This window comes from Paracoccus sp. NBH48, assembly GCF_015390265.1.
Lineage (GTDB): Bacteria > Pseudomonadota > Alphaproteobacteria > Rhodobacterales > Rhodobacteraceae > Paracoccus > Paracoccus marcusii.
On sequence record NZ_VUOJ01000009.1, the window covers coordinates 16304 to 41068 of the forward strand.

The 24765-nt window shown below is 65.5% G+C and carries 17 protein-coding genes; 15 read left to right on the top strand and 2 right to left on the bottom strand.

What is annotated here, in order from left to right:
* The first annotated feature begins 169 nt into the window (after positions 1–169).
* The 14 genes from rplJ (at position 170) to F1642_RS13370 (ending at position 19709) form a co-directional block, all read left to right on the top strand.
* Positions 170–685, top strand: coding sequence for a 50S ribosomal protein L10 (gene rplJ / locus F1642_RS13305; RefSeq protein WP_045981375.1), 516 nt, complete (start codon positions 170–172; stop codon positions 683–685).
* Between the two features lie 65 nt (positions 686–750).
* Positions 751–1122, top strand: coding sequence for a 50S ribosomal protein L7/L12 (rplL, locus tag F1642_RS13310; protein ID WP_042249114.1), 372 nt, complete (start codon positions 751–753; stop codon positions 1120–1122).
* Between the two features lie 228 nt (positions 1123–1350).
* On the top strand, positions 1351–5496 hold the full coding sequence (gene rpoB, locus F1642_RS13315) for a DNA-directed RNA polymerase subunit beta (RefSeq protein ID WP_046001340.1): 4146 nt from the start codon (positions 1351–1353) through the stop codon (positions 5494–5496).
* 52 nt (positions 5497–5548) lie between these two features.
* A complete protein-coding gene (rpoC, locus tag F1642_RS13320) occupies positions 5549–9787 on the top strand; it encodes a DNA-directed RNA polymerase subunit beta' (protein WP_255522449.1) in 4239 nt (1412 codons plus the stop codon).
* Between the two features lie 530 nt (positions 9788–10317).
* Positions 10318–11256 carry a DMT family transporter gene (locus F1642_RS13325; protein WP_052715330.1) on the top strand — a complete coding sequence of 313 codons (939 nt, stop codon included), beginning with the start codon at positions 10318–10320 and terminating at the stop codon, positions 11254–11256.
* Positions 11256–12071 carry a glycosyltransferase gene (locus F1642_RS13330; RefSeq protein ID WP_194886446.1) on the top strand — a complete coding sequence of 272 codons (816 nt, stop codon included), beginning with the start codon at positions 11256–11258 and terminating at the stop codon, positions 12069–12071. The genes F1642_RS13325 and F1642_RS13330 overlap by 1 nt, the downstream gene beginning before the upstream one ends.
* 256 nt (positions 12072–12327) lie before the next feature.
* A complete protein-coding gene (gene rpsL, locus F1642_RS13335) occupies positions 12328–12699 on the top strand; it encodes a 30S ribosomal protein S12 (RefSeq protein ID WP_042252808.1) in 372 nt (123 codons plus the stop codon).
* 12 nt (positions 12700–12711) lie between these two features.
* Complete coding sequence (gene rpsG, locus F1642_RS13340; protein ID WP_042252807.1) at positions 12712–13182, top strand: 30S ribosomal protein S7; 471 nt, start codon at positions 12712–12714, stop codon at positions 13180–13182.
* Positions 13183–13200: 18 nt separating this feature from the next.
* Positions 13201–15324, top strand: coding sequence for an elongation factor G (gene fusA, locus F1642_RS13345; RefSeq protein ID WP_045981370.1), 2124 nt, complete (start codon positions 13201–13203; stop codon positions 15322–15324).
* Between the two features lie 61 nt (positions 15325–15385).
* Entirely contained in the window at positions 15386–16561 is a 1176-nt protein-coding gene (tuf, locus tag F1642_RS13350) for an elongation factor Tu (protein ID WP_045983513.1), read from the top strand.
* A gap of 207 nt (positions 16562–16768) precedes the next feature.
* Complete coding sequence (locus F1642_RS13355) at positions 16769–17056, top strand: ribbon-helix-helix domain-containing protein (RefSeq protein ID WP_046001342.1); 288 nt, start codon at positions 16769–16771, stop codon at positions 17054–17056.
* 92 nt (positions 17057–17148) lie between these two features.
* Positions 17149–17544 carry a VOC family protein gene (locus F1642_RS13360; RefSeq protein ID WP_045983085.1) on the top strand — a complete coding sequence of 132 codons (396 nt, stop codon included), beginning with the start codon at positions 17149–17151 and terminating at the stop codon, positions 17542–17544.
* A gap of 57 nt (positions 17545–17601) precedes the next feature.
* Positions 17602–18123 carry a twin-arginine translocation pathway signal gene (locus tag F1642_RS13365; protein WP_046001345.1) on the top strand — a complete coding sequence of 174 codons (522 nt, stop codon included), beginning with the start codon at positions 17602–17604 and terminating at the stop codon, positions 18121–18123.
* An 11-nt stretch (positions 18124–18134) separates the two neighbouring features.
* On the top strand, positions 18135–19709 hold the full coding sequence (locus F1642_RS13370) for a GMC family oxidoreductase (protein WP_194886447.1): 1575 nt from the start codon (positions 18135–18137) through the stop codon (positions 19707–19709).
* A 44-nt stretch (positions 19710–19753) separates the two neighbouring features.
* Here F1642_RS13370 and F1642_RS13375 read toward each other — a convergent pair whose 3' ends face one another.
* Positions 19754–20254 carry a ferritin-like domain-containing protein gene (locus F1642_RS13375; protein ID WP_194886448.1) on the bottom strand — a complete coding sequence of 167 codons (501 nt, stop codon included), beginning with the start codon at positions 20252–20254 and terminating at the stop codon, positions 19754–19756.
* A gap of 146 nt (positions 20255–20400) precedes the next feature.
* Between F1642_RS13375 and F1642_RS13380 the strand changes: the two genes are divergently transcribed.
* The gene (locus F1642_RS13380) at positions 20401–22245 is read left to right on the top strand and encodes an ABC transporter ATP-binding protein (protein WP_194886449.1); all 1845 of its coding nucleotides are present in this window, start codon (positions 20401–20403) and stop codon (positions 22243–22245) included.
* A gap of 61 nt (positions 22246–22306) precedes the next feature.
* On the opposite strand, the gene F1642_RS13385 is transcribed toward F1642_RS13380, so the two are convergent.
* The gene (locus F1642_RS13385) at positions 22307–24643 is read right to left on the bottom strand and encodes an OmpA family protein (protein ID WP_194886450.1); all 2337 of its coding nucleotides are present in this window, start codon (positions 24641–24643) and stop codon (positions 22307–22309) included.
* Between the last annotated feature and the right edge of the window lie 122 nt (positions 24644–24765).

Genomic DNA, 24765 nt, shown 5'->3' on the forward strand with positions numbered 1-24765 from the left:
AGACGGAGGGTGCGGGGGAAACCTTGCTTAATTGCCTTCCTGAGATGGGGAAGCGTTTTTCCGAAGGCCCAGTCCTTCGGGTGATCTTGCCCTAACGGACCCGACCCGGTCCCGTTCGAGACCGGGAAAAGTGAGAGCCGGGGGGAAACCCCCAACTTGGAGTGAAACCGTGGATAGAGCACAGAAAGAACAGCTGGTCGAGGAACTCGGCCAGATCTTCGAAAGCTCTGGCGTCGTGGTGGTTGCCCACTACGAGGGGATGACGGTTGCACATATGCAGGACCTCCGCGCGCGCATGCGCGAAGCGGGTGGTTCGGTTCGCGTTGCCAAGAACAAGCTCGCCAAGATCGCCCTGGAAGGAAAGCCTTGCGCAAGCATCGCCGACTACCTGACGGGCATGACCGTGATCACCTATTCGGAGGATCCGACCGCTGCTGCGCGGATCGCCGACAAGTACGCCAAGGATAACGATCGTTTCGTGATCCTGGGCGGTGCGATGGGTGGTTCGGCCCTGGATCCGGCCGGTGTGAAAGCCGTCGCCTCGATGCCGTCGCGTGATGAGCTGATCGCTCAGATCGTGTCGTGCCTCGGTGCGCCCGCTTCGAACATCGCCGGTGCCATTGGCGCGCCTGCTTCGAACATCGCGAGCATCCTCACGACCCTCGAGGAACGTGAGGCTGCGTAAGCAACCTATTCCCGACTGGTGGTTGAAGACCCGACGTTGGAACATTAACTGGAAAGAACGGAAAAATGGCTGATCTGAAGAAACTCGCCGAAGAAATCGTGGGCCTGACCCTGCTGGAAGCCCAGGAACTGAAGACCATCCTGAAGGATGAGTACGGCATCGAGCCGGCTGCCGGTGGCGCCGTCATGATGGCTGGCCCCGCTGCTTCGGCAGAAGCCGCCGAAGAGAAGACCGAATTCGACGTCGTCCTGGTCGAAGCCGGCGCTAACAAGATCAACGTGATCAAGGAAGTTCGCGGCATCACCGGTCTGGGCCTGAAAGAAGCCAAGGACCTGGTCGAAGCTGGCGGCAAGGTCAAAGAAGGCGCTTCCAAGGCCGACGCCGAAGAAGTGAAGAAGAAGCTGGAAGCAGCCGGCGCCAAGGTCGAGCTGAAGTAATCGATCCTTTGATCGGTTGAAGACAGGCAGGGTCCGGGGTTTCCCGGTCCCTGCCGAACCTGTCTTGAAGGGCGGTCCGGCTGGCGGACATTCCTTCAGGGCATGTTCGAGGTTCGGGAGCCGCGCGGTGGGACGCGTGGCACGAATGGAACCTCACCCCTGCATTCGTAGGTGCGTTCCGGGGGCCCCGACCCGGACGCGCGCGAAGACGAAAGGTGACAAGACCCCATGGCGCAAGCTTATGTCGGCCAAAAGCGGATCCGCCGCTATTATGGCAACATCCGTGAAGTTCTGGAGATGCCGAACCTGATCGAGGTTCAGAAATCCTCCTATGACCTGTTCCTGAACTCGGGCGAGGGCAGCGGTCATAACGATGGTGACGGCATCCAGGGCGTGTTCCAGTCGGTGTTCCCGATCAAGGACTTCAACGAGACGGCCACGCTGGAGTTCGTCAAGTACGAGCTGGAGAAGCCGAAATACGACGTGGACGAGTGCCAGCAGCGCGACATGACCTATGCCGCGCCGCTGAAGGTCACCCTGCGTCTGATCGTGTTCGATGTCGACGAGAACACCGGGGCGAAATCCGTCAAGGACATCAAGGAACAGGACGTCTTCATGGGCGACATGCCCCTGATGACGACGAACGGCACGTTCATCGTGAACGGCACCGAGCGCGTGGTCGTCAGCCAGATGCACCGCAGCCCGGGCGTGTTCTTCGACCATGACCGCGGCAAGACCCATTCCTCGGGCAAACTGCTGTTCGCCTGCCGCATCATTCCCTATCGCGGCTCGTGGCTGGACTTCGAATTCGACGCCAAGGACCTGGTGTTCGCCCGCATCGACCGCCGCCGCAAGCTGCCGGTGACGACGCTGCTCTATGCCCTTGGCATGGATCAGGAAGCGATCATGGACGCGTTCTACGAGACCGTGACCTACTCCCTGCGCCGCGAGGGGCGCGAGCAGGGCTGGGTGACGCGGTTCTTCCCCGAGCGCGTGCGCGGCACCCGTCCTGCCTATGACCTGGTGAACGCCGATACCGGCGAAGTCATCACGAAGGCCGGCGAGAAGGTCACCCCGCGCCTTGTGAAGAAGCTGCTGGAATCCGAAGAGCAGCTGAACCTGTTCGTCCCGTTCGAGCGCATCGTCGGCCGCTTCGTCGCCAAGGACATCGTCAACGACCAGACCGGCTTCATCTATGCCGAGGCCGGCGACGAGATCACCGCGGAATACGACAAGCAGGGCGAGATGACCGGCGGCCTGCTGAAGGTGCTGCTGGACAACGACATCACCGACGTGCCGGTTCTGGACATCGACCACGTCAACGTGGGTCCCTACATCCGCAACACGATGGCGGCCGACAAGAACATGGGCCGCGAAGGCGCGCTGATGGACATCTATCGCGTCATGCGCCCGGGCGAGCCGCCCACCGTCGAGGCCGCGTCGAACCTGTTCAACTCGCTGTTCTTCGACAGCGAGCGTTACGACCTGTCCGCCGTTGGCCGGGTCAAGATGAACATGCGCCTTGATCTGGACGCCCCCGACACGCAGCGCACGCTGCGCCACGAGGACATCGTGTCCTGCATCAGCGGCCTGGTCGAACTGCGCGACGGCAAGGGCGAGATCGACGACATCGACCACCTGGGCAACCGCCGGGTGCGTTCGGTCGGCGAGCTGATGGAGAACCAGTACCGAGTCGGCCTGCTGCGCATGGAGCGTGCCATCCGCGAGCGCATGTCCGGCGTCGAGATCGACACCGTCATGCCGCAGGACCTGATCAACGCGAAACCCGCAGCGGCGGCGGTGCGTGAATTCTTCGGCTCCAGCCAGCTGTCGCAGTTCATGGACCAGACGAACCCGCTGTCCGAAGTGACGCACAAGCGTCGCCTGTCGGCCCTTGGGCCGGGCGGTCTGACGCGCGAACGCGCAGGCTTCGAGGTTCGCGACGTTCACCCGACCCATTACGGCCGGATGTGCCCGATCGAGACGCCGGAAGGCCAGAACATCGGCTTGATCAACAGCCTTGCCACCTTTGCACGGGTGAACAAGTACGGCTTCATCGAGACGCCCTACCGCAAGGTGGTCGACGGTCACGTGACCGACGACGTCGTCTACATGTCCGCGACCGAGGAGATGCGTCACACCGTGGCGCAGGCCAACGCGACCCTGGACGAGAATGGCAACTTCACCGACGAGCTGATCTCGACCCGCCAGTCGGGCGACTTCATGCTGAACCCGGTCGATGCGGTCGATCTAATCGACGTGTCGCCCAAGCAGCTGGTTTCGGTCGCCGCGGCGCTGATCCCGTTCCTTGAGAACGACGACGCCAACCGCGCGCTGATGGGCTCGAACATGCAGCGTCAGGCCGTGCCTCTGCTTCGTGCCGAGGCGCCGTTCGTGGGCACCGGCATGGAAGCCACCGTGGCGCGCGATTCGGGCGCCGCGATCATGGCGCGCCGTGGCGGCATCATCGACCAGGTCGATGCGCAGCGCATCGTGGTCCGGGCGACCGAGGACATGGGCGCGGGCGACGCGGGCGTCGACATCTATCGCCTGCGCAAGTTCAAGCGTTCGAACCAGTCCTCGACCATCAACCAGCGCCCGCTGGTGAAGGTCGGAGAGAAGGTCGTGGCCAACCAGGTCATCGCGGACGGTCCCTCGACCGACCAGGGCGAACTGGCGATCGGTCGGAACGTGGTCGTGGCCTTCATGCCGTGGAACGGCTACAACTACGAGGACTCGATCCTGATCTCCGAGCGGATCCACCGCGACGACGTGTTCACCTCGATCCATATCGATGAATACGAGGTTGCGGCCCGCGACACCAAGCTGGGGCCGGAGGAGATCACCCGCGACATCCCGAACGTGGGCGAAGAAGCCCTGCGCAACCTGGATGAAGCCGGCATCGTCTATATCGGCGCCGAATGCGGACCGGGCGACATCCTGGTGGGCAAGATCACCCCCAAGGGCGAAAGCCCGATGACGCCGGAAGAAAAGCTGCTGCGCGCCATCTTCGGTGAGAAGGCGTCCGACGTCCGCGACACCTCGCTGCGTCTGCCGCCGGGTGCCTATGGCACGATCGTCGAGGTCCGGGTGTTCAACCGCCACGGCGTCGACAAGGACGAGCGCGCCCTCCAGATCGAGCGTGAGGAAGTCGAGCGTCTGGCGCGCGACCGCGACGACGAACAGGGCATCCTGGACCGCAACATCTATGCGCGTCTGAAGACCCTGATCCTGGGCAAGACCGCCCTGAAGGGGCCGAAAGGCATCAAGTCGGGGACCGAGATCACCGAGGAGCTGCTGGGCACCATGTCCCGCGGCCAGTGGTGGCAGCTGGCCGTCAGCGAAGAGGACATCGCCAAGGATGTCGAGGCGCTGAACGGTCAGTACGACACCCAGAAGAAGCTGCTGGAAGCGCGCTTCGAGGACAAGGTCGAGAAGGTCCGTCAGGGCGACGACCTGCCGCCGGGCGTGATGAAGATGGTCAAGGTGTTCGTCGCCGTGAAGCGCAAGCTTCAGGCGGGGGACAAGATGGCCGGTCGTCACGGCAACAAGGGCGTCGTGTCCAAGGTCGTTCCGATGGAGGACATGCCGTTCCTTGCGGACGGCACCCCCGTCGACCTGGTTCTGAACCCCCTGGGCGTGCCGTCGCGCATGAACGTGGGTCAGATCCTGGAGACCCACATGGGTTGGGCCAGCCGCGCCCTGGGCCTCAAGATCGACGAGGCGCTGGAGGAGTATCGCCGCAACGGCGACATGACTCCGGTCCGCGAGGCGATGCGCATCGGTTACGGCGACGAGCTGTATTCCGAGATGTTCGACGGCCTGGACGACGAGACCCTGCGCGAGCATGCGGGCACCGTCCGCACGGGCGTGCCAATCGCGACGCCGGTCTTCGACGGCGCCAAGGAGGCCGACGTCAACGACGCGCTGACCCGTGCCGGGTTCGACACGTCGGGCCAGTCGGTGGTGTTCGATGGCCGTTCGGGCGAACAGTTCGCCCGCAAGGTCACCGTGGGCATGAAGTACGTCCTGAAGCTGCACCACCTGGTCGACGACAAGATGCACGCGCGTTCCACGGGTCCGTACTCGCTGGTCACGCAGCAGCCCCTGGGCGGCAAGGCCCAGTTCGGCGGCCAGCGTCTTGGCGAGATGGAGGTCTGGGCCCTGGAAGCCTATGGCGCGGCCTACACGCTGCAGGAAATGCTGACGGTCAAGTCGGACGACGTCGCCGGCCGCACGAAGGTCTACGAGTCCATCGTCAAGGGCGAGGACAACTTCGAGGCGGGCGTGCCGGAATCGTTCAACGTGCTGGTCAAGGAGGTCCGGGGTCTGGGCCTCAACATGGAACTCCTGGATGCGGACGAGGAGGAGTGAGGGCCCGCGCCCTCACCACCCCTTCCTCCGTGCCCTTCATTAGGAATTGAGAATGAACCAGGAACTCGCCACCAACCCCCTGAACCCGCTGGCCCCGCCGCGGCAGTTCAATGAAATTAAGATCTCGCTGGCCTCGCCCGAAGAAATTCTGGCCTGGTCCTTCGGCGAGGTGAAGAAGCCCGAGACCATCAACTACCGCACGTTCAAGCCCGAGCGTGACGGCCTGTTCTGCGCGCGCATCTTTGGTCCGATCAAGGACTATGAGTGCCTGTGCGGCAAGTACAAGCGCATGAAGTATCGCGGCCTGGTCTGCGAGAAATGCGGCGTCGAGGTGACCCTGCAGAAGGTCCGCCGCGAGCGGATGGGCCATATCGAACTCGCCGCGCCGGTCGCGCATATCTGGTTCCTGAAGTCGCTGCCGTCGCGCATCGGCCTGATGCTGGACATGACGCTGCGCGATCTGGAGCGCATTCTGTACTTCGAAAACTATGTCGTCATCGAGCCGGGTCTGACCGACCTGACCTATGGCCAGCTGCTGTCCGAGGAGGAGTTCCTGGACGCGCAGGACAACTTCGGCGCCGACGCCTTCCAGGCGGACATCGGGGCCGAGGCCATCCGCGCGATGCTGTCGAACATCGATCTGGCGGCGACCGCCGACCAGCTGCGCGAGGACCTGAAGGCCGCCACCGGCGAGCTGAAGCCCAAGAAGATCATCAAGCGCCTGAAGATCGTCGAGAGCTTCCTGGAATCGGGCAACCGTCCGGAATGGATGGTCCTGACCGTGATCCCGGTCATTCCGCCGGAACTGCGCCCGCTGGTCCCGCTGGACGGCGGCCGGTTCGCGACGTCGGACCTGAACGACCTGTATCGCCGCGTCATCAACCGCAACAACCGCCTCAAGCGGCTGATCGAACTGCGTGCGCCTGACATCATCGTGCGCAACGAAAAGCGCATGCTGCAGGAATCGGTCGATGCGCTGTTCGACAACGGCCGTCGCGGCCGCGTCATCACGGGCAACAACCGTCGCCCGCTGAAGTCGCTGTCCGACATGCTAAAGGGCAAGCAGGGCCGCTTCCGCCAGAACCTTCTGGGCAAGCGCGTCGACTTCTCGGGTCGTTCGGTCATCGTGACCGGCCCCGAGCTGAAGCTGCATCAGTGCGGCCTGCCCAAAAAGATGGCGCTCGAGCTGTTCAAGCCGTTCATCTATTCGCGGCTTGAGGCGAAGGGTCTGTCCAGCACCGTCAAGCAGGCCAAGAAGCTGGTCGAGAAGGAGCGCCCCGAGGTCTGGGACATCCTGGACGAGGTCATCCGCGAGCACCCGGTCCTGCTGAACCGTGCGCCCACGCTGCACCGTCTCGGCATCCAGGCGTTCGAGCCGATCCTGATCGAGGGCAAGGCGATCCAGCTGCACCCGCTGGTCTGTTCGGCCTTCAACGCCGACTTCGACGGCGACCAGATGGCCGTGCACGTGCCCCTGTCGCTGGAGGCGCAGCTGGAAGCGCGCGTCCTGATGATGTCGACGAACAACGTGCTGTCGCCCGCCAACGGCGCGCCGATCATCGTGCCGTCGCAGGACATGATCCTGGGCCTGTACTACGTCTCGATGCAGCGTGACGGCATGAAGGGCGAGGGCATGGCCTTCGCCAATATCGACGAGGTCGAGCATGCCCTGGCCGCCGGCGAGGTGCATCTGCACGCCAAGATCCAGGCGCGCCTGAAGCAGATCGACCAGAACGGCAACGAGGTCTGGAAGCGTTTCGAGACCACCCCGGGCCGCCTGCGGCTTGGCGGTCTGCTGCCCCTGAACGCCAAGGCGCCGTTCGAGCTGGTCAACCGCCTGCTGCGCAAGAAGGACGTGCAGGTCGTCATCGACACCGTCTACCGCTACTGCGGCCAGAAGGAATCGGTGATCTTCTGCGACCAGATCATGGGTCTGGGCTTCCGCGAGGCCTTCCGTGCCGGCATCAGCTTCGGCAAGGACGACATGGTCGTGCCCGACACCAAGTGGACCATCGTCGGCGAGGTCCAGGAGCAGGTGAAGGAGTTCGAACAGCAGTATCTGGACGGCCTGATCACCCAGGGCGAGAAGTACAACAAGGTCGTGGACGCCTGGTCGAAGTGCAACGACCGCGTGACCGAGGCCATGATGTCCACCATCTCGGCCAACAAGCGCGACGAGAACGGCGCCGAGATGGAGCCGAACTCGGTCTATATGATGGCGCATTCCGGTGCGCGGGGCTCGGTCAACCAGATGAAGCAGCTGGGCGGCATGCGGGGCCTGATGGCCAAGCCGTCGGGCGAGATCATCGAGACGCCGATCATCTCGAATTTCAAGGAAGGTCTGACCGTTCTTGAATACTTCAACTCGACCCACGGCGCCCGGAAGGGTCTGTCGGATACCGCGTTGAAGACCGCGAACTCGGGCTATCTGACGCGTCGTCTGGTCGACGTCGCCCAGGACTGCATCATCCGCGAGCATGACTGCGGAACCGAGCGCGCGATCACCGCATCCGCCGCCGTGAACGACGGCGAGGTCATCAGCCCGCTGGCCGAGCGCGTGCTGGGCCGGACTGCGGCCGAGGACGTGCTGGTGCCGGGCGAGGACGAGATCATCGTCCGCGCCAACGAGGTGATCGACGAACGCAAGGCCGACGCCATCGAGGCGGCGGGCGTGCAGTCCGTGCGCATTCGTTCGGCGCTGACCTGCGAATCCGAGGACGGGATCTGCGCGCTGTGCTATGGCCGCGATCTGGCCCGCGGCACGCTGGTCAACATCGGCGAGGCTGTCGGCATCATCGCCGCGCAGTCGATCGGCGAACCGGGCACCCAGCTGACGATGCGGACCTTCCACATCGGCGGCATCGCGCAGGGTGGCCAGCAGTCGTTCCAGGCCGCCTCGCACGAAGGCACGATCGCCTTCCGCAACGAGAGCATCCTGGAAAACGCCAATGGCGAACAGGTCGTGATGTCGCGCAACATGCAGATCCTGGTCATGGACGACCAGGGGCAGGAGCGCGCCAGCCACAAACTGTTCTACGGCTCCAAGCTGTTCGTGAAGGAAGGCGAGCGGGTCATCCGCGGCGCGAAGCTGTTCGAATGGGACCCCTATACCCTGCCGATCATCGCGGAGAAGGGCGGCATCGCCAAGTTCGTCGACCTGCTGTCGGGGATCTCGGTCCGCGACGAGACCGACGATGCGACGGGCATGACCCAGAAGATCGTGACCGACTGGCGGTCGGCGCCCAAGGGCAACGACCTCAAGCCCGAGATCATCATCATGGACGCCAACGGCGAACCAGTGCGCAACGACCAGGGCAACCCGGTCAGCTATCCGATGTCGGTGGATGCCGTGCTGTCGATCGAGGACGGCCAGGAGATCAAGCCCGGCGACGTGGTGGCCCGCATCCCGCGCGAAGGCGCGCGGACCAAGGACATCACCGGTGGTCTGCCGCGCGTGGCGGAACTGTTCGAGGCGCGTCGTCCCAAGGATCACGCGATCATCGCCGAGATCGACGGCTATGTCCGCTTCGGCAAGGACTACAAGAACAAACGCCGCATTACGCTGGAGCCGTCCGAGGAGGGTCTGACCCCCGTCGAGTACATGGTGCCGAAAGGCAAGCACATCCCGGTGCAGGAAGGCGACTTCGTGCAGAAGGGTGACTACATCATGGACGGCAATCCTGCGCCGCATGACATCCTGCGCATCATGGGGATCGAGGCCCTGGCCGACTATCTCATCGACGAGGTGCAGGACGTCTATCGACTGCAGGGCGTGAAGATCAACGACAAGCATATCGAGGTGATCGTTCGCCAGATGCTGCAGAAGATCGAGATCCTGGACGGCGGCGACACCACGCTGCTGAAGGGCGAGAACGTCGAGCGTGACGAGTTCGTCGAGGAGAACGCCAAGATCGAGGCACGCGGCGGACGTCCCGCCACGGGCGAGCCTGTCCTGCTGGGCATCACCAAGGCCAGCCTGCAGACCCGCAGCTTCATCTCGGCCGCCTCCTTCCAGGAGACGACCCGCGTGCTGACCGAGGCTGCCGTCCAAGGCAAGCGCGACAAGCTGGTCGGTCTCAAGGAGAACGTCATCGTGGGCCGCCTGATCCCGGCGGGCACCGGTGGTGCGACCACGCGCGTTCGCCGCATCGCTACCGAACGCGACGCCGAGGTGATCGAGGCACGCCGCGCCGAGGCCGAGGCCGCTGCAGCCCTGGCCGCGCCCGAGCCGTCCTTTGCCACCCCGGCGGTCGATCCGGTGGATCTGCCGCAGGACGGCAGCGACGATTGATCGCGACGCCTGACTGATGATGCAAAGGCCCGGCACCCAGTGCCGGGCCTTTGTCTTTTGGGTTGACCGCCCTTGCGTGCTGCACATACTGCATCTGCCGTTCAAGGAACCGTGATGCGCATGCAAGCCCTGGGTCTGTGCCGTTTCCCCCTGCCGGTGCAGGGCGGGTTGCAGATCGTGGCAGGAGACGTCCGGGCCCGCATGGGTCGCCATTCCGAACCCCTTACGATGCGGACGTGCCAGCGTCGTCAAACCGCCTGCATGGTCAAACCTTTCGTGCGTGATACCGATTGCGGCGATGGCGATCAGGCCGATCGGGGCCTGTCGCGTCAGCATCCTGTCACTGTCGGCAGTGCCAATGCGCGAGCGTCGATCGACCGGTCCAGGGCGCAGCCGACATCCGTGCCCGCACCACGTTCCGCACGGGCAGGGCAGTCGCGGCACCCCGCGCAGGATGCCGACAGCGGGGATCCTCCGGCGGCCTGACCCGTCGCCGCAAGCCCCCTGCCATCCTGTTCCGGAAAGCCGCCATGTCCACGCCCCTGATGTCCCCGCTGCGCCGCACGCGGCCCGCCTCGATCCGGCCAGAACCGCTGCAACCGGGCGACAACCTGCGCGGGGCAGGGCTGATGACGCTGTCGATGATGGGGTTCACCTGCAACGACGCGATCATCAAGTTCGTGGTCCAGGACATTCCGCTGTACCAGGCGATCACGCTGCGGGGGGTGTTCGTGCTACTGGCCCTGATGATCCTCGCGCAGCGTGCGGGGGGCCTGCGCCTGCGCATTCCGGCCCTAGCCCGCGCGCCGATGGTCCTGCGGCTGGTCGGAGAGATCGGCTCGACCCTGCTGTTCCTGAACGCGCTGCAGCGCATGGCCATCGGCGACCTGACGGCGGTGATGCAGTCGCTGCCGCTGGTGGTGATGCTAGGGGCGGCGCTGTTCTTCAAGGAGACCCTGGGCTGGCGGCGCATCCTGGCGGTGGGGGTGGGCATGCTGGGTGTGCTGATCATCCTGCGTCCAGGCAGCGGCACGTTCGGCATCTGGTCGCTGGTCGCGCTTGGGGCGATGCTGCTGGTCGCGGTGCGCGACCTGTCGACGCGCCAGTTCGGGCGCGATGTCAGTTCGAACACCATCGCGTTCTATGGCGCGGTGCTGGTCACGCTGACCGGGTTCGTCCTCAGCCTGGGTCAGGGCTGGGTGATGCCGCAGCTGTGGCACCTTGCCCTGCTGGCATTGGGCAGCGCCTTCCTGACCGTCGGTTACCTGTGCGCCGTGGCCGCCATGCGCGTCGGAGAGATCGCGGCCGTGTCGCCCTTCCGCTATACCTCGCTGCTGATGGCCATCTTTCTGGGACTGGTGATCTTCGGCGACTGGCCGGACCTCTGGACCTGGGTCGGATCGGCCCTTGTCGTGGGGGCGGGCATCTATACCATCTGGCGCGAGGCTCAACTGGGACGGCGGCGCTGATGCGGGTGCAGATGCTGGGACTGTGCCGCTTTTCCTATCTGGGACTGCGCGGCTATCAGGTCGAACATGACAGCATCGCGGCGCGCCGTGCCTATCTGTACGATCCCGACCGGCTGGCCCGGCGCTGGCTGTGGTTCCAGACCGTGGCCCTGCCGGGTTGGCTGGCGCAGACCGATCCAGACTTCACGCTGGTGATCATGACCGGGCCGGACCTGCCCGAACCCTGGCTGGGCCAGCTGCGCGACCTGTGCGACCGGGTGCCGCAGCTGCGCCTGTCGCTGGTGCCAGCGATGGACTATCACCTGGAGGCCTGTCACGCGGCGGTGGCGCCGCATCTGGATCCGGATGCGCAGGTGATCGGTCATTTCCGCCATGACGACGACGACGCGGTGGCGGTCGATTACATCGCCCATGCGCGCGCCGATTTCGCGCGCGTCAGCCCGCTGTGGCAGGTCGAGGGCAAGCTGTCGCTAGACTATGGCCGCGGCCTGATCATCGCGGCGCGCGACGGTCAGCTGAAGATCACCCCGCGGATCTGTCACAACATGGGGGTGGCGCTGACCATCTTCCTGGCGCCCGACGCGCCGCGGACAGCGCTGCATTTCAACCACACCAAGCTGGCGCAGTGGATGCCGGGGGTTCAGGTGACGCGACCCCTGATGTTCATCCGCTCGATTCATGCCGACAGCGATTCCGGCGACATGGGGCCGGGGCTGCCCTGGCAGCCCGAGGAAGGCACGATGAACAGGCTGCTGCGCAGCCGTTTCGGCCTGCGCCGGGCGGATCTGGCCGCGCTGGCGCGCAGCCTGGGCTAGGCCGCGGGGGCCATGGGGGCTTGTTGACAGGGGCGGGGATTCCCCCTATGACCACGCGACCCGGCGGGAAACCGCATCGGGTGCCAGAACCTGTGAGGTCAGGGTCCGGGCAGAACAGCCTCGATCCTCTGGAATTATGCCCGTCAGCCCTTTATGGGCGGGACGGGCTTGGCATTTTGCGATTCGCGCAGGATGCCGTCGAGAAGCGGCGCAACCGGTGGGTTGCGAGTATTGACAGAGCAAGACGGGGAACCGAATGCCGACGATCCAACAGCTGATCCGCAAGCCGCGGCAGCCGAGAGTGCAGCGGTCTAAATCCATGCACCTTCAGGGCTGCCCGCAGAAACGCGGTGTCTGCACGCGCGTCTACACCACGACGCCGAAGAAACCGAACTCCGCTATGCGTAAGGTGGCCAAGGTCCGCCTGACGAATGGCTTCGAGGTCATCTCCTACATCCCGGGCGAAAAGCACAACCTGCAGGAACATAGCGTCGTGCTGATCCGCGGCGGCCGCGTCAAGGACCTTCCGGGTGTCCGTTACCACATCCTGCGCGGTGTGCTGGATACCCAGGGCGTCAAAGACCGTCGTCAGCGTCGTTCGAAATACGGCGCGAAGCGTCCGAAGTAAGGAGAGGCATCCATGTCACGTCGTCACGCCGCTGAGAAGCGCGATGTCCTGCCCGACGCCAAGTATGGCGATCGCGTGCTGACCAAATTCATGAACAACCTGATGGTTGACGGCAAGAAGTCGATTGCCGAGCGGATCGTCTACAACGCGCTGGAGCGCGTCGAGACCCGCCTCAAGCGCGAGCCCATCGAGGTCTTCCACGAGGCGCTGGAAAACGTGAAGCCATCCGTTGAGGTGCGTTCGCGCCGCGTCGGTGGTGCAACGTACCAGGTCCCGGTCGAAGTCCGTCCGATCCGCCGCGAGGCGCTGGCCATCCGCTGGCTGATCACGGCCGCGGCCAAGCGCAACGAGAACACGATGGAAGAGCGCCTTGCGGGCGAGCTGTCCGATGCCGTCAACGGCCGCGGAACCGCCGTCAAGAAGCGCGAAGACACGCACAAGATGGCCGACGCCAACAAGGCGTTCAGCCACTACCGCTGGTAAGGCGAAAGGATCCACTTCATGGCACGCGAATATCAGCTTCCGCGTTATCGCAACTTCGGCATCATGGCCCACATCGATGCCGGCAAGACGACGACGACCGAGCGCATCCTTTACTACACCGGCAAGTCGCACAAGATCGGCGAAGTGCATGACGGCGCTGCGACCATGGACTGGATGGAGCAAGAGCAGGAGCGCGGCATCACGATCACGTCTGCCGCGACCACCACGTTCTGGCAGCGTCAGGAAGACCCCACCACCGAGGGGACTTCGGACACGAAGTACCGCTTCAACATCATCGACACCCCCGGCCACGTGGACTTCACCATCGAGGTCGAGCGTTCGCTGGCGGTTCTGGACGGCGCGATCTGTCTGCTAGACGCCAACGCCGGCGTCGAGCCGCAGACCGAGACCGTCTGGCGTCAGGCCGACCGCTACAAGGTTCCGCGGATCGTGTTCGTCAACAAGATGGACAAGATCGGCGCGGACTTCTTCAACTGCGTCCGCATGATCAAGGACCGCACCGGCGGCATCCCTTGCCCGATCGCCCTGCCGATCGGCGCCGAGGACAAGCTGGAAGGCATCGTCGACCTGATCAAGATGGAAGAGTGGGTGTGGGAAGGCGAAGATCTGGGCGCGTCCTGGGTCCGCAAGCCCATCCGTGACGAGCTGAAGGACCTGGCCGACGAGTGGCGCTCGAACATGATCGAGCTGGCCGTCGAGATGGACGACGCCGCCATGGAAGCCTACCTGGAGGGCAACGAGCCCGACGAGGAGACGCTGCGCGCGCTGATCCGCAAGGGCACGCTGTCGCTGTCGTTCTTCCCCGTCACCGCAGGTTCGGCGTTCAAGAACAAGGGCGTGCAGCCCCTGCTGAACGCGGTCATCGACTTCCTGCCGAACCCGCTGGACGTGCCGGCCTACATGGGCTTCACCCCGGGCGACGAGACCGAGACGCGCAACATCGAACGCCGTGCGGACGATGCGATGCCCTTCTCGGGCCTGGCGTTCAAGATCATGAACGACCCGTTCGTCGGCTCGCTGACCTTCACGCGCATCTATTCGGGCGTGATGAAGAAGGGCGATCAGCTGCTGAACGCCACCAAGGGCAAGCGCGAGCGCGTCGGCCGCATGATGATGATGCACTCGATCAACCGCGAGGAGATCGAGGAGGCCTTTGCAGGCGACATCATCGCGCTGGCCGGTCTGAAGGACACCACCACGGGCGACACCCTGTGCGATCCGGCCAAGCCGGTGGTCCTCGAGACCATGACCTTCCCCGAGCCGGTGATCGAGATCGCCGTCGAGCCCAAGTCGAAGGCCGACCAGGAGAAGATGGGCCTGGCCCTTCAGCGCCTGTCGGCGGAAGACCCGTCCTTCCGTGTGGAAACCGATCTTGAATCGGGCCAGACGATCATGAAGGGCATGGGCGAACTTCACCTCGACATCCTGGTCGACCGCATGAAGCGCGAGTTCAAGGTCGAGGCGAACATCGGTGCGCCGCAGGTGGCCTATCGCGAGACCATCTCGCAGTCGGCAGACATCGACTACACGCACAAGAAGCAGACCGGTGGTACGGGCCAGTTCGCCCGCATCAAGCTGACCATCACCCCGACCGAGCCGGGCGAAGGCTATTCGTTCGAATCGAAGATCGTGGGCGGTGCGGTGCCGAAGGAATACATCCCCGGCGTCGAGAAGGGCATCAAGTCCGTCATGGACTCGGGTCCGCTGGCAGGCTTCCCGGTCATCGACTTCAAGGTCGCGCTGACGGACGGTGCGTTCCACGACGTCGACTCCTCGGTTCTGGCGTTCGAGATCGCGGCCCGTGCCGCGATGCGCGAAGGCCTGCGCAAGGCCGGCGCCAAGCTGCTGGAGCCGATCATGAAGGTCGAGGTCGTCACGCCGGAAGAGTATACCGGTTCGATCATCGGCGACCTGACCAGCCGTCGTGGCATGGTCCGGGGGCAGGACAGCCGCGGCAACGCGAACGTCATCGACGCCTTCGTGCCGCTGGCCAACATGTTCGGCTACATCAACAACCTGCGTTCGATGTCGTCCGGCCGTGCTGTGTTCTCGATGCAGTTCGACCACTACGAGGCCGTTCCGCAGAACATCTCGGACGAGATCCAGAAGAAATACGCCTGATCTTGCGGCGGGGCGTCACGCCCCGCCACTTTACAAGCATTGAAGAACAAGGAGCCATTCCATGGCAAAGGCAAAGTTTGAACGGAACAAACCGCACGTCAACATCGGCACGATCGGCCACGTTGACCACGGCAAGACGACGCTGACGGCGGCCATCACGAAGTACTTCGGCGAATTCCGCGCCTATGACCAGATCGACGGCGCGCCCGAAGAGAAGGCCCGCGGGATCACGATCTCGACCGCGCACGTGGAATACGAATCCGAGACGCGCCACTATGCGCATGTCGACTGCCCGGGCCACGCCGACTACGTCAAGAACATGATCACCGGTGCCGCCCAGATGGACGGCGCGATCCTGGTCGTGAACGCCGCCGACGGCCCGATGCCGCAGACGCGCGAGCACATCCTGCTGGGTCGCCAGGTGGGCATCCCCTACATGGTCGTCTACCTGAACAAGGTCGACCAGGTGGATGACGAGGAACTGCTGGAACTGGTCGAGATGGAAGTCCGCGAGCTGCTGAGCTCGTACGACTATCCGGGCGACGACATCCCGATCATCAAGGGTTCGGCGCTGGCAGCCATGGAAGGCCGCGACAACGCCATCGGCGAGGATTCGATCCGCGCGCTGATCGCCGCCGTCGACGAGTACATCCCGACCCCCGAGCGTGCGATCGACCAGCCGTTCCTGCTGCCGATCGAGGACGTGTTCTCGATCTCGGGCCGCGGCACCGTGGTCACCGGCCGCATCGAGCGCGGCGCGGTCAACGTGGGCGACGAACTGGAGATCGTGGGCATCCGCGACACCAAGAAGACCACCTGCACGGGCGTCGAGATGTTCCGCAAGCTGCTGGACCGCGGTGAGGCCGGCGACAACGTGGGCGTCCTGCTGCGCGGCATCGACCGTGACGGCGTCGAGCGCGGCCAGGTCCTGGTCAAGCCGAAGTCGGTCACCCCGCACACCCAGTTCGAGGCCGAGGCCTACATCCTGACCAAGGAAGAAGGCGGCCGCCACACGCCGTTCTTCGCGAACTACCGCCCGCAGTTCTACTTCCGGACCACGGACGTCACCGGCACCGTCAAGCTGCCCGAGGGCACCGAGATGGTGATGCCCGGCGACAACCTGAAGTTCGAGGTCGAGCTGATCGCCCCGATCGCGATGGAAGAGAAGCTGCGCTTCGCCATCCGCGAAGGCGGCCGTACCGTCGGCGCAGGCGTCGTCTCCAAGATCATCAAGTGATCCAGGGCCCGAACGGGCCAGGGAATGCTGATGCTGCCGGATGATCCTCTCGGGGATATCGCGGCGGACAGGGCCACCCTTCGGGGTGGCCTTTGTCGTTTGCGGCTGGCGAGGGTGCCAATATGGATGACATGACCAAAAAGTCGCGTTGACCGAAGCGGGGCCGCGCGCGAGACTGCAGGTCAGGAACAGGACAAGATCAAGCTGATGTGCCAGATCTTTGCCGGGCAGCACCCGGACCGCTATGAGACCGTCACCCGCCGTTTGCGCCTGAACGGCCAGTCGACTTCGATCCGGCTGGAGCGTGCATTCTGGTGCATCTTGGACCGCATCGCCGCCCGCGAAGGCGTGACGACGCCCGCCTTCATCTCCAAGCTGCACGCCGAAGTGCTGGAGCTGCACGGAGAGGCGCGGAACTTCACCTCGCTGCTGCGCTGCGCCTGTACGATCTATCTGGGCGAGGACGACGTCGCCCCGGCGATCGCCGCAGAGTGACGCGAATATTTTCGCTGTAGTAATCCGATACTACCCGGCCCGTCCCCAAGCCCCTAGCCTCGATCAGGCAAGACACGTGCAGGGAGGGCCAGATGGCCAAGTACATCCACTCGATGATCCGCGTTCTGGACGAGGCGGCCTCGGTCGATTTCTATGACCGCTGCTTTGGACTGAAGGTGGCCGAGCGGCTGGATTTCGAAAAATTCACGCTGATCTACCTGTCCAATGGCGAAAGCGGGACCGAGCTGGAGCTGACCGTCAACAAGGGCCGCACCGAGCCCTATGACCTGGGCGACGGCTATGGGCACGTGGCCTTTTCGGTCGACGATGTCGACGCGACCCACGCCCGGTTGGAGGAGATCGGCTTTGCCCCTCGCAAGCTGGTCGATTTCGCGCCGGGCGGCGAGGTGATCGCCCGCTTCTTCTTTATCAAGGACCCGGACGGATACGAGATCGAGGTCCTGCAGCGGGGCGGCCGCTACAGCTGATCAGCCTGCCGCGCCCTTGGGAGGGGGCGCGGGACCACATCAAGGGAGGAGGAACCCATGTCTGAACCAACGACCAAGGGCCTGACCCGTCGGGCGCTGCTGTCGCGGGCCGTCGCGGCGGGCGCGCTGGCAGTGGCCGGCGCAGGCTTCATCGCGGCCCCCGACGCGGCCTGGGCCGTCGAGGTGACCGCGATCAGCGAGCACGAGATGGCCACGCTGCTGCAGATGGCCCGCGACATCTATCCGCATGACCGCGTGGGCGACCGCTTCTATGCGATCGCGATCAAGGGATACGACACCGCCGAGAACCAGCCCATGGTGGCCGAGGGCATCGCCGCGCTGGACGCCGCCGCGCAGGCGGCCGGGCATGACGACTATGTCTCGATCGGGTGGGAGCAGGACCGCGTGGCGATCCTGCGCGGGATGGAGGACAGCGCGTTCTTCCAGACCGTCCGGGGCGGGCTGGTGACCGGTCTCTACAACCAGAAAGAGGTCTGGCCGATCTTCGGCTATGAGGGAGAGAGCTTCTCCCAGGGCGGCTACATCTATCGTGGCTTTGACGACATCGACTGGCTGTAAGGGGGCGGATCATGGCTACGGCAGCGAAATTCGAACTGACCGACGACAGCGTGGTCGTCATCATCGGCACCGGCGCGGGCGGCGGCGTGCTGGCCAACGAACTGGCGCAGAAGGGCGTCAAGGTCGTGGCGCTGGAGGCGGGCGGGCGCTATCTGCCCGAGGACTACATCAACGACGAATGGGAGAGCTTTGGCCAGCTGGCCTGGACCGACCCGCGCACGACCAGCGGAGACTGGCGCGTGGCCAAGGATTTCAGCGGCTTGCCCGCCTGGATCGTCAAGGCGGTCGGCGGCACCACGACTCATTGGGCGGGCGCCTCGATCCGGTTCCAGGAACATGAATGGAAGGCCCTGACCACCTATGGCGCGGTCGAGGGGGCGAACCTGCTGGACTGGCCCATCGACGCGGCCGAGATGGCGCCCTGGTACGAGAAGGCCGAGGCCAAGCTGGCCGTGACCCGGACCGGCGACTTTCCGGGCCTGCCGGGCAGCAACAACTACAAGGTGTTCGAGGCGGGGGCCAAGGCCATCGGCTATACCGAGGTCTCGACCGGGCGCATGGCGATCAACAGCATCGACAATGACGAACGGCCGGCCTGCCAGCAGACGGGGTTCTGTTTCCAGGGCTGCAAATGGGGCGCCAAGTGGTCGGCCGCCTATACCGACATCCCCAAGGGCGAGGCGACCGGCAACCTTGAGGTCCGCGACCACGCCCATGTGGCCCGCATCCTGCACAACGACCAGGGCCGCGTGACCGGGGTCGAGTATTTCGACAAGGACGGCGCCCTGCAGTTTCAGGCCGCGCGCATCGTGGCGGTGGCGGGCAACAGCTTTGAAAGCCCGCGGCTGCTGCTGAATTCCGCCAGCGAGATGTTCCCCGACGGTCTGGCCAACAGCAGCGGTCAGGTGGGACGCAACTACATGCGCCACACGACCGGGTCGGTCTATGGCATCTTCGAAAAACCCGTGCGCATGTGGCGGGGTACGACCATGGCCGGCATCATGCAGGACGAGGCGCGCCACGATCCCTCCCGCGGCTTCGTCGGCGGATACGAGCTGGAGACCCTGTCCTTGGGCTTGCCCTTCATGGCCGCCTTCCTGGACCCCGGCCGGTGGGGGCGCGAGTTCACGACCGCCTTGGACCAGTACGAATACATGGCCGGGCTGTGGATCGTCGGAGAGGACATGCCGCAGGAGACGAACCGCGTCACCCTGTCGGACACGGTCGACAAGTTCGGCCTGAAGGTCGCCAACGTGAACTTCAGCGACCATCCCAACGATGTGGCGATGCGCAATCACGCCTATGAGCGGGGGCAGGCGATGTACCGGGCGATGGGGGCCACGCGGACCCTGCCGACGCCTCCCTATCCGTCCACGCACAACCTTGGGACCAACCGCATGTCGGAGCGGCCAGAGGACGGTGTGGTCAACAAATGGGGACAGACGCACGACATCGCGAACCTGTTCGTGTCCGATGGCAGCCAGTTCACGACGGGCGCGGCGGAAAACCCGACCCTGACCATCGTCGCGCTGGCGATCCGTCAGGCCGACCATATCGCCAAGGAAATGGCCGCAGGCACGATCTGAAAAAGACGACCGCCCGGGGATGTCCTCCGGGCGGTCGTGGTGGATCAGCCGTTGGCGGCCTTCTGGTTGACGCCGCCCTCGGCGATGCGGGTCATGTGCTTGTCGCCGTCGCGGGTGCTCTCCAGGCATTCCTGCAGAACGCCGCCATCGGCATCCAGATCCAGGCGGTTGGCAAAGCTGCGCACGCAGCCATAGCCCGCGATCGCGTAATGGGTCAGGCGCTGATACTGGGTGATGATGGCCGCGTCGCGGACGTCGTCATCACCGAAATCGGTCTGCAGCGCATGCTTGCGGGCCTCGGTCACCAGACCTTCCATGCCCTTGCAGTGCTCTCCGGTGGGGTCGACGCCGTGCTGGCTGCACAGGGTCGCCAGATGCTCCATGCCGCGGGCGATGCCTTCGTTGCCGGCGATCAGCGCCTCGGCCAGTTCGCGCGACTTGGCGACGCGACCCATCTCGGTCACGACGGGCATGGACTGCTTGCAGGCGGAATACAGGTCCTGCAGCTGGTCCAGATACAGGTCCTTGAGGGAATTCATGGTCATGATACGGCCTTTCTGATGGTGCTGGATGACCAACGATCCCCGGCCCGCCCCGTTCCATCGCGATGGCAAAGATCGCCCCTGCGCGCTTGACTTTGCGGGCCGTCCGGGTCAGCACTGCGGCCCCTTCAGCAGCGGAGGACATCCCCATGTTCGCCTGGTTCGAACGACGCATCGACCCCTATCCCGACCAGACCCCGACCATGCCCCCGTCGGGTCTGTGGCGGTTCGTGCTGCATTACAGTCGCGGCACGCTGCCCTGGCTGGTGCTGCTGGCCGTGGGATCGGGCCTGATCGCGCTGATCGAGGTGGCGCTGTTCGGCTGGCTGGGGCAGCTGATCGACCAGCTGGCAGACACCCCGCGAGAGGTCTTCTGGGACCGTCATGGCGGCAGCATCGCGCTGATGGCGCTGGTGCTGCTGGTGGTGATGCCGGCGCTGAACGTGCTGACATCGCTGGTCCTGCACCAGTCGCTGATGGGCAATTTCCCGCAGCGCATCCGCTGGCAGGCGCATCGCTGGCTGCTGCGCCAGTCGGTCGGCTATTTCCAGGACGAATTCGCGGGCCGCATTGCGCAGCGCCTGATGCAGACCGCACTGGCCGTGCGCGAGGTGTCCATGAAGATCATGGACGTGGGCAGCTATGTGCTGATCTATTTCCTGGGCGCGATGGTGCTGGCCGCCAGCCAGGACTGGCGTCTGGCCTTGCCCTTCCTGGTCTGGGCCGCGGCCTACGGCGCGCTGCTGTGGTATGTCGTGCCGCGCCTTGGCCGCGTGGCGCAGGAACAGGCCGACGCCCGCAGTGCGATGACCGGACGCATCGTCGACAGCTATACCAACATCGCGACGGTCAAGCTGTTCTCTCATTCCGACCGGGAGGAGGCGTGGATGCATCAGGGCATGGACCGGTTCCTGGGCACCGTCCACGCGCAGATGCGCCTGTCCAGCCTGCAGGACATGGTGCTGAACCTGCTGAACGTCTGGCTGGTCGCGGCGGTGGCCGGGCTGGGGCTGTGGCTGTGGACGCAGGGGCTGATCGCGGTCGGGGCGGTGGCCATCGCGGTGCCGCTGGCGCTGCGGCTGAACAACATGTCGCACTGGATCATGTGGGAATTCGCCGCCCTGTTCGAGAATATCGGCACCGTGCGCGACGGCATCACCAGCCTGTCCCTGCCACGAGAGGTGCGCGACGCGCCGGGGGCGCAGCCGCTGCTGCCAGGTCCGGCGGCGGTGCGGTTCGACAACGTCACCTTCCGCTATGGCGGTGCTGCGGGGGCGCAGCCGATGGCGGTTCTGGACGACCTGACGCTGCATCTGCGGCCCGGTGAACGGGTGGGCTTGGTGGGCCGGTCGGGCGCGGGAAAATCGACGCTGATCAACCTGCTGCTGCGCTTTCACGACATCGACGCGGGGCGCATCACCATCGACGGCCAGGACATCGCGCAGGTGACCCAGGACAGCCTGCGTGCGGCCATCGGCGTGGTCACGCAGGACAGCTCGCTGCTGCACCGGTCGGTGCGCGAGAACATCGCCTATGGCCGCCCTGACGCGACCCCGGATCAGATCGACCACGCCCTGCGCATGGCCGAGGCGGACGGGTTCGTCCCGTCCCTGTCCGACAGCCAGGGACGGCAGGGGCTTGATGCGCATGTGGGCGAACGCGGCGTCAAGCTGTCGGGCGGACAGCGCCAGCGCATCGCCATCGCGCGGGTCGCGCTGAAGAACGCGCCGATCCTGATCCTGGACGAGGCCACAAGCGCCCTGGACAGCGAGGTCGAGGCCGCGATCCAGTCCCGGCTGGAGGCATTGATGCAGGGCAAGACGGTCATCGCCATCGCGCATCGCCTGTCCACCATCGCCGCGATGGACCGGCTGGTGGTCATGGACCAGGGCCGGATCGTCGAACAGGGCAGCCATGCCGAACTGCTGGAACGCGACGGCCTGTACGCCCGGCTGTGGCATCGCCAGTCCGGCGGTTTCCTGGCCGCGGACTGAGGGCAGGACGTGAAAAAGGCCCCGGCGCGATGCCGGGGCCTTCGTCGTTTCGTGGGTGCGCTTACTGCGCCAGCAGGTCGGTGATCCGGCGGACCGAGGCGCGACGGTTGTCGCGGATGTCGCCCTCGGCACGGACGCGCAGGAACTGCTCGCCATAGCCTTGGGTCACCAGGTTCTCCGGCGGCACGTCAAAGTACTCGGTTAGTGCCAGCGCCACCGATTCCGCACGACGGTCCGACAGCGCCAGGTTGGCGGCGTCCGACCCGACCGTGTCGGTATGACCCTCGATCATGAAGATCTCCTGCGGGTTCTGGGCGATCTGGTCCTGGATCGCACGACCCAGACCCTGCAACTGCTGCGCCTGATCCGACCGAATCGCGGCAGAGCCGGTATCGAAGGTGATCGCGTCGATGTTGACCGGCGCCACCAGCGCCCGCACCTCGGGGATGTTGCGGATCTGGGACAGCGTAAAGCGGCGGTCGACATTCGCCTCGCGCAGAAGGGCCTCGCGCAGTTGATCCTCGTTCAGGGGCGCATTGCCGGTCTGGACGGGGGCGGGGGCGGGCAGGGCGCCGATATCGACGGGCTGCACGTCGGCGGTGTCGTCGATCAGCTGCGTGGTGGTGCCGTCGGCGCTGACCAAGGTGCGGCGCAGAACCTGCAGGTTCGCGTCACGGATGGTCACAACGCGGCTGCCGTCCTGGCGCGTCACGATGGTGCGCGACGAACCGTCGTCGAAGTTCTCGGTCTGCACGGTCGAGCCGGGCTGGCGCAGCAGGGCGACCTCGTCCTTGATGACCTCTTGGCTCCCATCGGCGCGGGTGACGACCACCCGGTCCGGCGCGGACAGCGCAACCTGGCGGTTGTTGTTCAGATAGGACCCGACCGCCACGGCGCCCAGACCCAGCAGCAGGGCATTGCGCAGGCGGTTGTCGTCGTCCTCCTCCTCGGCCTGCGGTGCAGGCTGACCGGTGGCGCCCGCCAGCGCATCGCGCAGGCTGGTGGTAAAGTCCTCGGACGACGACCGGGCGTTTTCCTCGGTCACCTGCTGCTCGGTGATCTCGCCCGATCCATCGGCTGCGTCCAGCGCCGCCGCGGTGGCCGGTGTGGTCGCCTGAGCGGCCTCGCGCGATGCCTCGGTCTCGACGGTGTCCTCTTCGGCGGCGCGACGGATCATCTCTCCGTTCTGGCCGACGCGGTACATCTGCGCCTCGGTCGGGGCCAGGCGCAATTCGCCTGCCTCGTTGGTCTCGACGACGACGCCGTTCGGGGTCATCGCACGACCGCCATCCGCACAGGGGAACGCGCTGCCGTCCAGACAGGTCAGCGCCGAAGTGTCCAGGCCACCCTGAACCTCCTGCGTCAGCACTCCGGCCAGACCCGGCAGGGCGCCAGCGCGTTCGACCTGCGTTGCACCGGTCGCCAGGGTCAGGCCACCCTGAGCCGCAGGTGCCGCGGGTTCCGCAGGTGCATCGGCCGTCGCGGCCGGATCGGCTGCGGGCTGCTCGCCCTGCTCTTGCGCGCGCAACTGCTCGGTCAGCGCGTCAAGGTCGCTTCCGACGGGTTCTTCAACGGCATCCGCCGGCTGCTGGTCGTTCTGCGCGGCAGGGCGTGCGTTCGGACGAGCCTCTGCCGGAGCGTCGGCGGCAGGAGGCGCCTCGCGCTGCGGATTGGCGCGCGGCGCGGCATTGCCGGCGGCCGGGGCCTCTGCGGCGGGCTCGGCGGCGCGGTTCGGATTCGGCGCGGGTCCGGCCTCGGGCTGCGGTGCAGGACGGGCCTCGGGCGCCTGGTCCGGCATCGCGTCAGGTGCGGGCGGCGGCGGGGTGCCATCCGGTGCGGGCTGCGGTGCAGGTTCGGCTGCGGGGGCCGGCTGGGCTTCGGCCTCGGGCGCTGCTGCCTCGGGTGCCGCCGGGGGCGCGGGCTCTGCGGCGGGCGCGGGCTCGGCAGCCGGGGCGGCTTCTGCCGCGGGCGCGGGAGCAGGTTCTGCGGCAGGTGCAGGCTCCGCCTCTGCCGCGGGCGCTGCTTCAGGTGCCTCGGCAGGCTGCTCCGCCGGGGCTTCGGCCGGTGCTTCCTCGGGGGCAGGGGGCGCCTCGGCCGGGGCTTCCGGCGCGGGTTCCTCGACTGGCGCGGGCTCGGGCGCAGGCTCTTCCGCAGGCGCGGGCTCCGCCGGCGGCGGGTTCTGGGCCTGGTTCAGGTCGGCACCGTCCTGCGGTCCCTCCTCGCCGGGGGCTGCGGGCGGGGGCGGGACCTGACCTTCGGGCGCGGCCTGCGCCAGGATCAGGTTCTGGGGAGCCGCCTGATCGGGGGAAGGCATTGCGGTCTGGGCCATCGCAAGATGCGGCGCCATCAGCGACAGGCAGGCCGCGATGGCGGTTGTGTTATGGATAATCCGGCGCATGAGACGCTCCTTGTGGAAAATCGAATGACTGTCTTTGGTGCTTTAACAGGCACTTGCGCCAAGGGTTCCCAAACTTGCCGTGACCAACGCGTGATGGGCGGCGGTGCGCCATGCAAAAGGCC

Bases quoted from the DNA above. Each gene is read 5' to 3' on its own strand.
- rplL (WP_042249114.1), top strand. From the start codon at position 751: ATGGCTGATCTGAAGAAACTCGCCGAAGAAATCGTGGGCCTGACCCTG.
- rpoB (WP_046001340.1), top strand. From the start codon at position 1,351: ATGGCGCAAGCTTATGTCGGCCAAAAGCGGATCCGCCGCTATTATGGC.
- rpoC (WP_255522449.1), top strand. From the start codon at position 5,549: ATGAACCAGGAACTCGCCACCAACCCCCTGAACCCGCTGGCCCCGCCG.
- F1642_RS13325 (WP_052715330.1), top strand. From the start codon at position 10,318: ATGTCCACGCCCCTGATGTCCCCGCTGCGCCGCACGCGGCCCGCCTCG.
- F1642_RS13330 (WP_194886446.1), top strand. From the start codon at position 11,256: ATGCGGGTGCAGATGCTGGGACTGTGCCGCTTTTCCTATCTGGGACTG.
- rpsL (WP_042252808.1), top strand. From the start codon at position 12,328: ATGCCGACGATCCAACAGCTGATCCGCAAGCCGCGGCAGCCGAGAGTG.
- rpsG (WP_042252807.1), top strand. From the start codon at position 12,712: ATGTCACGTCGTCACGCCGCTGAGAAGCGCGATGTCCTGCCCGACGCC.
- fusA (WP_045981370.1), top strand. From the start codon at position 13,201: ATGGCACGCGAATATCAGCTTCCGCGTTATCGCAACTTCGGCATCATG.
- tuf (WP_045983513.1), top strand. From the start codon at position 15,386: ATGGCAAAGGCAAAGTTTGAACGGAACAAACCGCACGTCAACATCGGC.
- F1642_RS13355 (WP_046001342.1), top strand. From the start codon at position 16,769: ATGTGCCAGATCTTTGCCGGGCAGCACCCGGACCGCTATGAGACCGTC.
- F1642_RS13360 (WP_045983085.1), top strand. From the start codon at position 17,149: ATGGCCAAGTACATCCACTCGATGATCCGCGTTCTGGACGAGGCGGCC.
- F1642_RS13365 (WP_046001345.1), top strand. From the start codon at position 17,602: ATGTCTGAACCAACGACCAAGGGCCTGACCCGTCGGGCGCTGCTGTCG.
- F1642_RS13370 (WP_194886447.1), top strand. From the start codon at position 18,135: ATGGCTACGGCAGCGAAATTCGAACTGACCGACGACAGCGTGGTCGTC.
- F1642_RS13375 (WP_194886448.1), bottom strand. From the start codon at position 20,254: ATGACCATGAATTCCCTCAAGGACCTGTATCTGGACCAGCTGCAGGAC.
- F1642_RS13380 (WP_194886449.1), top strand. From the start codon at position 20,401: ATGTTCGCCTGGTTCGAACGACGCATCGACCCCTATCCCGACCAGACC.
- F1642_RS13385 (WP_194886450.1), bottom strand. From the start codon at position 24,643: ATGCGCCGGATTATCCATAACACAACCGCCATCGCGGCCTGCCTGTCG.